The following is a 13,140-nucleotide window of genomic DNA, read 5'->3' as shown; positions in this document are numbered from 1 at the left end:
TCATTTTTTAATGATAAACGATATTTTGACAGGTATTCCATGGGGAGTATTATTAAGTTTTATGATTGGCCCGGTATTTTTTATTTTACTTGAAACAAGTATTATTAAAGGATTTAGAGCCGCTATAGTTTTTGATTTAGGTGTAGTTTTAGGAGATGTTTTTTTTATAGTTATTGCTTATCTAGGAAGTTATAGACTTATTCAAAGTCTAAATGATAATTCCTCTTTATTTATTTTTGGAGGATTTATTATGATGGCTTATGGTTTTATTTCTTTCATTGGAACAAAAAAGGAGAAGAAAATAAATACCAAAACAATAGATAATGAGATTATAAAAAAGAATTACGTTGGACTTTTTTTCAAAGGTTTTTTTCTAAATATCATCAATATTGGCGTTTTGGGTTTTTGGCTGGCAGTAATTATTTCTGTGGGTCCAAAATTAGAAATGGAAACCTCAAGAGTGATTACATTTTTCATTTCAGTAATTCTTACATATCTGGGTATAGATTGTATAAAAATATCGTTGGCAAAGCAATTAAAACATAAAATGACACCAACCAATATTTATAAAATTAAAAGAGGAATAAGCATTGTTTTAATGATTTTTGGTTTTGCATTAATCTTTCAAGGCTGCTTTCCAGAAGAAAAACAAATGGTAAAAAAAGCATTTGAGAAAATAGAGAAATAATTTTACTTAAAATTATAGTATTAAAAAAGCTGTTTCAAAATTGATTTTGAAACAGCTTTTTTTAGTTTTGAAACATAAAAAAAGAGATACAGAAATATATCTCTTCTTGAGGCATTGTCTGGATTCGAACTATATCTTTACTTAATTTTTTCTAAAAATTAAACATAAAAAAACCTCTAAATTTCTTTGAAGGTTTTAGATTCCTGTCTTGATTCGAACTATAATTTTACTTAATTTTTTCTAAAAATTAGACATAAAAAAACCTCTAAATTTCTTTAGAGGTTTTAGAGGCATCGTCCGGATTCGAACCGGAGTAGGAGCTTTTGCAGAGCCCAGCCTAGCCGCTCGGCCACGACGCCATTGTTTGAACGGATGGCAAAAGTAACTTAATTTTTTAAAGTTTAAAAGCTTAAAGTTAACTTTTTTTCCTTTTTTCTGTCAATGACTACAAACTGATATAGCGTTCTTCTTCCATTTCTATGGTAACAGCTTCAACATCACCACCAATAGGAGGGTTTATTTTTGATACGGAAACTTTTATTTTTGATACTGTTTCAAGTTCTAATAGAGCTCTATTTATAATTCTTTTAGCTACATGCTCTAATAAGTTGGAACGAATAGCCATTTCTTCGACAACTATTTTATTCAAATGAACATAATCTACAGTATCTTTTAAGTTATCAGACTCTGATGATTGTTTCAAATTGGTTTTAATTTCCAAATCAACACTATAATCTGAACCTATTTTTCCTTCTTCAATTAAACAGCCGTGATAAGAAAAAGTGCGGATATTTTTTAATTTTATTGTTCCCATTTTTTAATTTTTGAATAAACAAAAAGTATATTTTTCGTTTATAAACGTATAATAATTTATACAAATGTATAAAAAATAGATACTTGTTTTTTCTTTAAAGTCTATATTGTTATAGGCTGTAATCTATTATCAATTTTTTATCTTTGCTAAAATTTTTAAAAATGGCATCAGAAGAGAAATCACTTCATTTTATTGAACAAATTATAGAAGACAGTTTAACTAACGGTTTTCCACAAGATAAATTACGCTTTCGTTTTCCACCAGAACCTAATGGATATTTACATATTGGGCATGCTAAATCTATCTGTCTTAATTTCGGTTTAGGTTTAAAATACAATGCACCAGTTAACTTACGTTTTGATGATACCAATCCAGCAAAAGAAGAGCAGGAATACGTTGATGCTATTAAAGAAGATCTTAAATGGTTAGGATTCAATTGGTCTGAAGAATTATATTCATCTGATTATTTTCAACAATTATATGAATGGGCGGTTGCGATGATTAAAAACGGTAAAGCCTATGTTGATAGTCAATCTTCTGAAGATATGGCTATTCAAAAAGGTACTCCAACACAACCTGGTGTTGATGGACCATATAGAAATCGTTCTGTTGAAGAAAATTTAACGCTGTTTGAAGGAATGAAAAACGGTGATTTTCCAGAAGGAAGTCATGTTTTAAGAGCTAAAATTGATATGGCTTCGACTAATATGTTGATGCGTGATCCTTTGATGTACAGAATATTACACCGTCATCATCATCGTACAGGAAATGATTGGAATATTTATCCAATGTATGATTATGCGCATGGTGAAAGTGATTATGTGGAATCCATTTCACATTCTATTTGTACACTTGAATTTGTAATGCACCGTGAATTATACGATTGGTTTTTAGATCAAATTTATGATGAAAATCAAGTACGTCCACATCAATATGAATTCGCTCGTTTGAATTTGAATTATACAGTTATGAGTAAGCGTAAGCTCTTGCAATTGGTACAGGAAAATATCGTAAATGGTTGGGATGATCCAAGAATGCCTACCATTTCAGGATTAAGAAGACGTGGGTATACAGCAACTGCAATTCGTAAATTTTGTGATGTAATTGGTGTTGCTAAACGTGAAAATATCATTGATGTTTCTCTTTTAGATTTCTGTTTAAGAGAAGATTTAAACAAAACTGCTCCAAGAGTAATGGCTGTTTTGGACCCTGTAAAAGTGGTTATTACAAACTATCCAGAAGGAAAAGAAGAGCTTTTGGATGCTGAAAATAACCAAGAAGATGAATCTGCAGGTTTTAGAAAAGTGCCATTTTCTAGAGAATTATACATAGAAAGAGAAGACTTTTTAGAAGTCGCTCCAGCTAAATTTTTCCGTTTAAGTATCGGAAATGAAGTGCGTCTTAAAAATGGTTATATCATTAAAGGTGAAGGTGTTACTAAAGATGCTAACGGAGTTATTACCGAAATTCAAGTCACATATGATACTGATTCTTTGAGCGGAAGTGGGAGTGAAGCTAGTAAACGTAAAGTAGCGGGAACGTTACATTGGGTTTCTATTCCACATGCAGTTGAAGCCGAAGTTCGTTTGTATGATCGCTTGTTTATTGATGAAGCTCCAGACAGTCATAAAGAAAAAGGTTTCTTAGATTTTATGAATACTGAATCTTTACAAATCGTAAAAGGTTTTGTAGAACCAAGTTTAGCTACAGCTGTTAATGGAGATCATTTTCAATTTCAACGTTTGGGTTATTTTGTTGTTGATAAAGATACAACTAACTCAAAATTAGTGTTTAATAAGACTGTTGGTCTTAAAGATGCTTGGGAAGAAAAAGGAAAAAAAGAAGAAAATAGTATTAATAATTCTTTAAAAGATATCAATAAATACTTTAAAGTTGCTACTAGAGAAGAACGTATTGCAATTAGAGAAGCAATAGGGGAGACTTTGGCAGGAATTTCTAATTACAGTTTATTGCAAAATTCTTTCAGAAAAAACATCAATAACAATAAGAGTTCATTATTGTTTGCAAATTTGATTTTGAAATATTCAGTTTTAAAAGCTACAGATTTTGATAAAGAAGATTTGACTAAATTGTATTTTATGTCACTTCGAAGCGAATCTACTTATGTTCGTTCAAGAGCAATTTTAAATTTAACCAATTTAGAATACAATTTTGATTTTGTAAATTCTTTTAAAGAGGAAGTTTTAAAACTAAAAGCCAATCCTTCCAAAAGTACTTCAGAAAGAGAATTGGAATTTATTGAAAATTTTCTAACAAAATAAGTATATAAATTTTACCTATCAAAAGCGCTTTTCATTAAGCGCTTTTTTTTATTATATAAATAATTGATCGATTATAAAATTTTAATAATAATTATTTATTAAAATTAGCTTTCATAAATTGATTTTAAGACATTTTTTAATTTTATTTATATCAGTTTACTTTTTTTGTTTTTTTATTTATTAGAAGCTTCTATTTTAATTTTTACTTAAAAATCCACTTTTTTGTTTCAATTTTAGTTTTGTTTATAATTTACCCTCTTTTTTATAAAAATATTTTATCTATCAATTTTTAAAACTAAATAGCAATAGTTTATTATTAATTTTTTCTATTTAATAAATAATTTTGATATAAATTATTTATTAAAAACAACCTTCATATCTCTATTTTAATGGGTTTTTATTTATTTTCTATATCAATATACTATTTTTATAATTTGATTAAATGAAAAGCTTTATTTTAGTTTTACGAGTGTTAATTTGTAGTTTAACTGCTTGTTAACACATGTTTGTTGATAAAGTTGTAAATTTATTAAATAGTAACTTTTAAATTTTAATAAACATGTCAAATAATACAGGAAGTACAATTGTAGCTATTTTAGTTGGTGTAACGATAGGAGCAGGGCTTGGAATTTTATTTGCCCCGGACAAAGGTTCTAAAACCAGAGAAAAAATTAAAGATGGTTTTGATGATGTAAAAAACAATCTTAATGATAAACTGCATGAAGTTTCAGAAAAGTTAATGGGCAAAGGTGTATTGGGTAAAGATGATATTGATCGTCATTACGATAGCATCGTAAATAATTTAAGTGATAAAACTGAAGATGTAGTTACTTATTTGGAAAACAAATTGGCCGAACTTAAAGAAAAAAATGTTAAATTTCAGTCATAAAAACTAATCTATGGCATTTGATAAAATAAAAGAAAATTCAGAAGATATTCAAAACCAAGTGCAAGCTTATTTTGAAAAATCTGTTTCGTATTATAAATTATGGGGTTTCAAGGTTGCAATGAAATCAACAACCATGATTTTAAAGTTTGCTTTGATTTTATTGTGCTTTAGTATGGTTTTATTATTTGGATCAGTTGCTACAGCTTTGGCTATTGGTAATTATTTTGATAGTTATGCTATAGGTTTTCTTTCTGTTGCTGGAATGTACTTAGTTGTAACTTTCCTTTTATTTTTAGTAAAAGACAAAGTTATTGAAGGACCAATTTTAGAAAAATTCTCAGAAATCTTTTTTAATGATTAATATGGAAAACAAAAAGTATTCTTCCTACGCAGAAATTGATCGTGATTTAGAGATCTTAAAATTAGAGCAACAAATTAGCTATCAAAAAGTAGTTTTAGGTATTCAAAAAACTAGAGACTCCATTACACCTGAAAACATAATCAATGGATTTTTAGCTCCTTATAAAGAAAGTATTCCAAATCCATTTAGGTCTATTTTACAAACAATAGTTCCTTATCTTATTAGTTATTTTTTAAATAATAAAAAAGGATTTTAAGTTTCCTTTACTATTGAATATAAAAAAAGCTCCTTGTTTAGAGGAGCTTTTTTCGTTTTATAAAGTTGTAATTGCTTTTTGTAATCTTGAAACTGTTTCTTGTCTGCCAATAACTTCGACAATGTCAAATAGGTGAGGACCTTTAAGAGCTCCAACCAAACTCAATCGGAAAGGTTGCATTACTTTACCCATTCCAATTTCATTTTTAGTCATCCAATCTTTTACTATTGTTTCAATATTTAGAGAAGTAAAATCACTTATTTCTTCTAGTACCGAAATCAATTCCTGCATTAAAGCTGGTGTTTCAGCTTTCCAATTCTTAGATGCTTTTTCATCATAAGATGTTGGAGCAATAAAAAAGAAGTCGCTCATTTCCCAAAAATCAGAAACAAAATCTGCTCTTTCTTTTATTAAGGAAACAATTTTGGTCATTTCAATTAATGAGAAATAACGGTTCAGATTTTTTAATTCGATAATTTTAATGAACTCTTCTGCCAGTACTGAATCTTCAGTTTTTATTAAATACTGGTGATTGAACCATTTGTTTTTTTCTGGATCAAATTTAGCTCCTGATTTATGAACTCTATTTAAATCAAACCTTTGAACTAATTCATCCAAAGAAAACAATTCTTGTTCAGTTCCATCGTTCCAACCTAATAAAGCTAAGAAGTTGATAACCGTTTCAGGGAAAAATCCTTTTTCTCTGTATCCTGATGAAACCCCTTCTTCTGTTTTCCACTCTAAAGGAAATACAGGGAATCCCATTTTATCTCCATCTCTTTTAGATAATTTACCGTTTCCAATTGGTTTTAAAATCAAAGGTAGATGTGCAAATTCAGGTGCATCCCAACCAAAAGCTCTGTACAACATTACGTGTAAGGGCATAGATGGCAACCATTCTTCACCGCGAATTACATGTGATGTTTCCATTAAATGGTCATCAACAATATTCGCTAAGTGATAGGTTGGCATTCCATCACCTTTAAATAATACTTTATCATCCAAAAGACTGGTTTCAAATTTTACTTCTCCACGAATAATGTCCTGCAAATGCAAAGTCTCATTAACCGGAGTTTTAAAACGAATAACATAATCCTCATTATTAGCTATTCTTCTATCAGTTTCTTCTTTTGAAATTACTAATGAAGTATCTAATTTTTCACGATTGTGATGATTGTAAATAAATGTTTTACCTTCAGCTTCGTGTTGTTTTCTATGCGAATCCAAAGCTTCTGCAGTATCAAAAGCATAATATGCATTACCTGATTCAATCAATTGATCAGCATATTGTTTGTACAAATGTTTTCTTTCACTTTGCCTGTAAGGTCCAAATTTTTCATTCTTATCCACTGTTTCTTCCGGATCAATTCCTAACCACTCCAAAGCTTCCATTATATATTCTTCGGCTCCTGGAACAAATCTATTTTGGTCTGTATCTTCAATACGCAAATAGAAAGTTCCTCCATTTTTTTTAGCAAACAAATAATTAAATAAAGCGGTACGTACTCCGCCAATATGTAAAGGTCCTGTGGGACTTGGTGCAAAACGCACACGAACTGGTTTAGACATTATTGTAAATTTTTTGCAAATATACAATTTCAAATCGTCCTTTTGTACCTGTAAATGTGTTTATTCAACAGGAGTTTGTCAGTCTATTATTTTGGGCGTGACCCTCCCGAAAAGGTCGGGTCGGGCTTTCCGTTCCCGCTTTTTTTTATCCCAAAAAAAATGGGATAAAAAAAGAGCTCCACTTCAATCCCTCACGCAAACGGCCTTCGATTCATATTTACTGTTCATAAGTCCAATATTATGTTTTATTTACAGTTTAGTAAGCTTTAAAATTATTACTTTTATTGGTTATTATATTAATACAGTAGTTTTGGAAAAAACAAATTCGATACATCAAAAATTAGAAGCTTTTATAAAGAAGTATTATACTAATGAATTGATTCGGGGCATTATATTTTTTATTGGTCTTGGCTTAATTTATTTCCTTTTTACGCTCTTTATTGAGTATTTCCTTTGGTTGAAACCACAAGGAAGAACGCTGTTATTTTGGTTTTTTATAGCCATTGAAGTTTTCTTGTTAGGACGTTTTATTTTATTTCCAATATCTAAAATTTTAAAATTCCAAAAGGGTATAGATTATACTCAGGCTTCAGTTATAATTGGAACTCATTTCTCCGAAGTGAATGACACTTTACTCAACTATTTACAGCTTTCAACTTCGAATGCAAATGTTTATAATTCTGAATTATTGTTAGCATCGATTGAACAGAAAGCAAATACTTTGCGTCCAATTCCCTTTGGAAAAGCCATTGATTTTAATACCAATAAAAAATATTTGCCATTGGCTATTTTGCCAATTCTATTTTTGGTGTTCTTTTTTTTATCAGGCAACAGTAGTATAATTTCACAAAGTTTGAATAGGGTAGTGCATTTTAATTCAAGTTTTGCACCGCCAGCTCCTTTTAAATTTTTGATTCTAAATAAAAGTTTAACTACAGAGCAAGGAAAAGATTTCTCCTTACAAGTAAAACTGGAAGGAAATGTTATCCCTGAAAATGTAATGATTGTTATTGGTAATGAAAGTTACTTTTTAGAATCAATTAAACCAGGGGAGTTTCAATTTAAAATTGCCAAGCCAATTACCAATACTGAATTTCATCTTGAAGCTAATTCCATAGTTTCATCTGATTATGAATTGAAAGTTATTGCTGTTCCAACGATTGCTAATTTCGAAATGAAGTTTGTTTATCCTTCGTATTTGAAATTAAAAAACACAGTTGTAAAGGGAAGTGGCAACGGAATTATCCCAGAAGGAACTCAGGTTACCTGGGTTATGAATACCAATGCTACTCAAAATGTAGTATGGAAAGACGGTTTAGAGTCTTCTCCGTTTGTTAAAGCTGATAATTTATTCACTTTGACCAAAAAAGTTAGTCAAAATACAGAATATCAAATATTTACATCAAATAACGAAGTAAAAAACTTCGAAAAACTGAATTATCAGCTTAATATTGTAAAAGATCAGTTTCCTTCTATCAATATAACCAATGCTCCTGCTAATTTAAGTGCTGGAAACTCTTATTTTGTTGGTCAATTGGCTGATGATTATGGTTTATCTAAGTTGCAGATTGTGTACTATGAAGCTGGAAAATTAGCTACTGCCAAACGTGGAACAATAGCTGTTAAGCAAGATACTTTTGATCAATTTGTGTTTAATTTCCCAAGTAACCTTGATGTGGTGAAAGGAGTAAATTATGAATTCTATTTTGAGGTTTTTGATAATGATGCTATTCATCATTTCAAAAGTTCTCGTTCATCTGTGTTTTCAGATCGTATTTTATCTGATGAAGAAAAGCAAAACGCCTCTCTTCAAGAACAAAATAATGCCATTAATAGTTTGCAAAAAACGTTGTCAAAACAAGACAAGCAGTTTTCAGAGATGGATAAATTGCAAAAAACTGGTAAAGAAAAGAATACTTTAGACTTTAAAGACCGTCAAAAAATCAATGATTTTATTCAAGAGCAACAGAAGCAAAATGAAAGAATGAAAGACTTTGCGAATAAGATGAAGGACAATTTAGATAAGTCTAATCCAGATCAGAAAAATGACACTAAGGAATTATTACAAAAGAGACTTGAAAATACAGATAAGGAATTAGATAAAAATAAAAAACTATTAGACGAACTTAACGACTTAAACAATAAAATTAAAGATGAAGATTTTGTTGAGAAGTTAGAGAAGTTCAAACAAAACAGTAAGAGTCAGAATAAAAATTTAGCACAATTAGTCGAATTGACTAAGCGTTATTATGTCGAAAAGAAAGCAGAACAGTTAGCTGATAAACTAGATAAATTATCTGAGAAAGAAGATAAATTATCTGAGAATGAAAAAGAAAATTCAACTGAGGAGCAAAACAAACTGACTGATGAATTTAAAAAGATTCAGGAAGAATTGAAGCAGTTAGATAAAGAAAATGAAGAATTAAAATCTCCTATGGACATCCCATCTGATTTAAATAAAGAGGAAAGTATCAAGGATGATCTTAAAAAAGCATCTTCAGATTTACAGAATAACAATAAATCTAAAGCGAAGCCAAGTCAAAAAAGTGCCTCCAAAAAGATGAAAGCAATGTCCAAAGCAATGGATCAGGCTATGGAAGAATCTAACAAAGATCAGATAGAAGAGGATGTGAAAATGTTACGCCAAATATTAGATAATCTATTAGCGTATTCGTTCTCGCAGGAAGACAATATGAACCAATTTAAAGCTTCCAGATTGGGTTCGCCTTCTTTTAGTAAATATATCAGAAGTCAACAGAATTTAAAATCACAGTTCAGACATATCGATGATAGTCTTTTTGCATTGTCTTTGCGTCAGCCAAAAATAGCAGAACCAATAACAAAAGAAGTAGCCAACGTGCAATACAATATTGATAAATCGCTAGAAAGTTTTACAGAATCTCAATTACAAAGAGGTGTTTCTCAACAGCAATATGCTATTTCATCTGCTAATAAATTGGCTGATTTATTAAGTGATTCTCTTAACAGTATGCAGATGCAAATGTCAGGAAATAGTGGAGGAAAGCCTAAACCAGGTCAAGGTTCAGGAATGCAATTGCCAGACATTATTAAAAAGCAGGGAGAGTTATCTGAGAAAATGAAGCAAGGAATGAAACCTGGTGACAAGCCCGGAGATAAACCTGGAGATAAACCAGGTCAAGGAACCAAACTTGGCGACAGTAAAAACAAAGGATCTGAATCTGGTAAAGGAAATGGTCAAAAAGGAAATGGTGACAGCGTTGGTGATGGAGAAGGAGATGCCAAAGCGACTATGGACATTTACAAAGAGCAAAAGCAATTACGCGAAGCACTGCAAGAAGAGTTGAATAAAAAAGGAGTTGGTAATGCTGGTAATAATGCTTTGGAGCAAATGAAACAATTAGAAAAGCAATTATTAAACAAAGGTTTTAATAACGAAAGCTTACAAAGAACCAATGCTATTAAACAAGAATTACTAAAATTAGATACAGCTATTCGTTTGCAAGGCGAAGATCCAAAACGCCAATCTGAAACTAATAAAACGAATTTTAATAACACGGCAAGTCCTTTACCAAAGGAGCTTTTAGATTATTTAAATAGCATCGAGATATTAAACAGACAATCGTTACCTTTGCGCTCGAATTTTAATCAAAAGGTTCAAGTATATTTTAATAACAAATGATCAATTTTAATTACGAATCAGAATTCACTTTAGAGAACGAAGAGGCAATTGCTTCTTGGTTAAGTGATGTAATAGTTTCTGAAAACAAAACAGAAGGCGAAATAAGTTATATCTTTTGTGATGATGAATACCTTCACAAGATTAACCTTGAATACCTTAATCACGATACACTAACAGATATAATCAGTTTCGATTACACTATGGGTAACGAAATCAGCGGTGATATTTTTGTCTCAGTTGAGAGGGTATTAGATAATTCAAAAGATTATAACACCAGTTTTGATGATGAATTAAAACGTGTTTTGGTTCATGGAGTTTTACACTACTGTGGATACAAGGACAAAGGAGAAGCTGAAGAAGCTTTAATGCGCAGTAAAGAAGATGAAAAAATAGCTATGTTTCACGTGGAACAGTAGACTTAAACCTATCAAAATTATATAAAAAAGCAATACGTTCCACGTGAAACAATAAGTTTTTTTAAAGTTTTTAAATTTGGTTTAGAATAAATTTTAATGGTTATATAAAGTGTTTCACGTGGAACATGTCAGCTTTTGATTCAAGTTTTGAAATTAATTTTTTGAAATTAATTTTATTTGTTCCACGTGGAACTATTTTTTAAGAATTTCATAATTCCTTGAAAAAGGATTAATATAAAAAGAAAATGTTTTTAGAAGAGTATGATGTAATTGTGGTGGGAGCGGGTCACGCTGGTTCTGAAGCTGCGGCCTCGGCGGCAAATTTGGGTTCCAAAACTTTGCTCGTGACAATGAGTTTACAAAACATTGCACAGATGTCTTGCAATCCTGCCATGGGTGGAATTGCGAAAGGACAAATAGTTCGTGAGATTGATGCGCTTGGTGGCTACTCTGGAATTGTTTCGGACAGAACGGCGATTCAATTCAAGATGCTGAACAAATCAAAAGGCCCAGCGATGTGGTCTCCGCGAGTTCAAAGTGACCGTATGCGTTTTGCTGAAGAATGGAGAATGATGTTAGAGGGAACTCAAAATTTGGATTTTTACCAAGAAATGGTGAAAGGTTTGATAATTGAAAATGGAAAGATAAAAGGAATCAAAACTTCGTTAGGGGTGGAGATTCGTTCTAAATCTGTTGTTTTGACGAATGGTACTTTTTTGAATGGTTTGATTCATATTGGTGAAAAACAATTTGGAGGAGGTCGTGCTGGTGAAAGTGCTGCATATGGAATTACCGAAGATTTAATTAAAGCGGGTTTTGAAGCTGGAAGAATGAAAACAGGAACACCTCCAAGAGTGGACGGCCGTTCTTTAGATTATTCTAAAATGAATGAAGAAAAAGGAGATGCTCGTCCAGATAAATTTTCATACTCCGATTTAACGAAACCTTTGGTGATTCAAAAATCATGTCATATGACATACACTTCGAATGAAGTGCATAATATTTTGAGAGAAGGTTTTGATCGTTCTCCAATGTTTAATGGAAGAATAAAAAGTTTAGGTCCGAGATATTGTCCCTCGATTGAAGATAAAATCAATCGTTTTGCTGATAAGGAACGTCATCAGTTATTTGTTGAGCCAGAAGGGTGGAATACTTGCGAGGTTTATGTAAATGGTTTTTCAACTTCGTTGCCAGAGGATATTCAATTTAAAGCATTGCGTTCGGTTGTAGGTTTTGAGAATGTGAAATTCTTTCGTCCGGGTTATGCAATCGAATATGATTATTTCCCGCCAACACAATTGAAACACACACTTGAAACAAAATTGGTTGAAGGTTTGTATTTTGCTGGACAAATAAACGGAACGACAGGATATGAAGAAGCAGCGTCTCAAGGTTTGATGGCTGGGATTAATGCACATTTAAAAGTGCACGAACAAGCTCCATTAATTTTGAAAAGAGATGAGGCTTATATCGGAGTTCTAATTGATGACTTAATTACGAAAGGAACGGAAGAACCATATCGTATGTTTACTTCTCGTGCAGAATACAGAACATTATTGCGTCAAGATAATGCTGATTTCAGATTAACACCATTATCATATGAAATTGGTTTGGCTTCTGAAGCGCGTTTGCGAAGAATGGAACATAAATTGAATGAATCTGAAAAAATGGTAGCTTTTTTCAAAGAGACTAGTGTATCGGTTGCAGAAACAAATCCAATTCTTGAAGAAAAGGAAACAGCTTTAATCACTCAAGGTGATAAAATGTTTAAGGTGTTTTCCAGACCGCAAATCGATTTGGAAGATATCATGAAATTTGAAAAGGTTAAAGAATATGTTGCATCCAATAATCTAGATCAAGAGATTTTAGAGCAAGCTGAGATTCAAGTTAAATATTCTGGTTATATCGAAAAGGAAAGAAACAATGCTGATAAGCTAACTCGTTTGGAAGATGTAAAGATTCCTGAAAATTTTGATTATAATAAAATCAAATCGATGTCGATTGAAGCAAAACAAAAGTTAAGCAAAATTCGTCCAGTAACAATTTCTCAGGCTTCCAGAATAAGTGGAGTTTCACCAAGTGACGTTTCTGTGCTTTTAATTTATATGGGAAGATAAATAAATTTTAGATTGTTGAGTTCTGGATTCAGATTTTGAGTATTTGAAGTTTTACTTTAAGTAAATTTAGAGTTTTAAGTTTCTTTT

10 protein-coding genes and 1 tRNA gene are annotated in these 13,140 nt (G+C 31.1%); 8 read left to right on the top strand and 3 right to left on the bottom strand.

From position 1 onward, the window contains the following. The first annotated feature begins 10 nt into the window (after nucleotides 1-10). Nucleotides 11-688: a LysE family translocator gene (locus CLU82_RS08970; RefSeq protein ID WP_100842776.1), complete on the top strand. Its 678-nt coding sequence runs from the start codon at nucleotides 11-13 to the stop codon at nucleotides 686-688. Between the two features lie 288 nt (nucleotides 689-976). On the opposite strand, the gene CLU82_RS20715 is transcribed toward CLU82_RS08970, so the two are convergent. Together CLU82_RS20715 and folB are read right to left on the bottom strand one after the other, a co-directional pair. Further along, nucleotides 977-1,047 (bottom strand) — tRNA-Cys (locus CLU82_RS20715). An 86-nt stretch (nucleotides 1,048-1,133) separates the two neighbouring features. Beyond that, complete coding sequence (gene folB, locus CLU82_RS08965) at nucleotides 1,134-1,502, bottom strand: dihydroneopterin aldolase (protein ID WP_100842775.1); 369 nt, start codon at nucleotides 1,500-1,502, stop codon at nucleotides 1,134-1,136. 161 nt (nucleotides 1,503-1,663) lie between these two features. Between folB and CLU82_RS08960 the strand changes: the two genes are divergently transcribed. The 4 genes from CLU82_RS08960 to CLU82_RS08945 all read left to right on the top strand — a co-directional run bounded on the left by CLU82_RS08960 (nucleotide 1,664) and on the right by CLU82_RS08945 (nucleotide 5,290). After that, nucleotides 1,664-3,784: a glutamine--tRNA ligase/YqeY domain fusion protein gene (locus tag CLU82_RS08960; RefSeq protein ID WP_100842774.1), complete on the top strand. Its 2,121-nt coding sequence runs from the start codon at nucleotides 1,664-1,666 to the stop codon at nucleotides 3,782-3,784. Between the two features lie 559 nt (nucleotides 3,785-4,343). Next, nucleotides 4,344-4,673 (top strand): YtxH domain-containing protein, encoded by a 330-nt coding sequence (locus CLU82_RS08955; protein ID WP_100842773.1) that lies wholly within the window; start codon nucleotides 4,344-4,346, stop codon nucleotides 4,671-4,673. A gap of 10 nt (nucleotides 4,674-4,683) precedes the next feature. Further along, nucleotides 4,684-5,034 (top strand): competence protein, encoded by a 351-nt coding sequence (locus CLU82_RS08950; RefSeq protein WP_100842772.1) that lies wholly within the window; start codon nucleotides 4,684-4,686, stop codon nucleotides 5,032-5,034. Nucleotide 5,035: 1 nt separating this feature from the next. After that, nucleotides 5,036-5,290 (top strand): DUF6327 family protein, encoded by a 255-nt coding sequence (locus CLU82_RS08945; RefSeq protein ID WP_100844985.1) that lies wholly within the window; start codon nucleotides 5,036-5,038, stop codon nucleotides 5,288-5,290. Between the two features lie 57 nt (nucleotides 5,291-5,347). Here the strand turns inward: CLU82_RS08945 and gltX are convergent, their stop codons facing one another. Beyond that, on the bottom strand, nucleotides 5,348-6,859 hold the full coding sequence (gene gltX, locus CLU82_RS08940; protein ID WP_100842771.1) for a glutamate--tRNA ligase: 1,512 nt from the start codon (nucleotides 6,857-6,859) through the stop codon (nucleotides 5,348-5,350). 310 nt (nucleotides 6,860-7,169) lie between these two features. Between gltX and CLU82_RS08935 the strand changes: the two genes are divergently transcribed. From CLU82_RS08935 to mnmG, 3 genes are all read left to right on the top strand, one after another. Then, nucleotides 7,170-10,520 carry a hypothetical protein gene (locus CLU82_RS08935; protein ID WP_100842770.1) on the top strand — a complete coding sequence of 1,117 codons (3,351 nt, stop codon included), beginning with the start codon at nucleotides 7,170-7,172 and terminating at the stop codon, nucleotides 10,518-10,520. Then, a complete protein-coding gene (gene ybeY / locus CLU82_RS08930; RefSeq protein ID WP_100842769.1) occupies nucleotides 10,517-10,936 on the top strand; it encodes an rRNA maturation RNase YbeY in 420 nt (139 codons plus the stop codon). Before CLU82_RS08935 ends, ybeY begins: the two co-directional genes overlap by 4 nt. A 245-nt stretch (nucleotides 10,937-11,181) precedes the next feature. Then, entirely contained in the window at nucleotides 11,182-13,053 is a 1,872-nt protein-coding gene (mnmG, locus tag CLU82_RS08925) for a tRNA uridine-5-carboxymethylaminomethyl(34) synthesis enzyme MnmG (RefSeq protein WP_100842768.1), read from the top strand. Nucleotides 13,054-13,140: the final 87 nt, after the last annotated feature.

The sequence above is a fragment of the Flavobacterium sp. 5 genome (assembly GCF_002813295.1).
GTDB lineage: Bacteria > Bacteroidota > Bacteroidia > Flavobacteriales > Flavobacteriaceae > Flavobacterium.
Note: the sequence above shows the minus strand (reverse complement) of the source record. Positions and strands in the feature narration are given on the sequence as shown.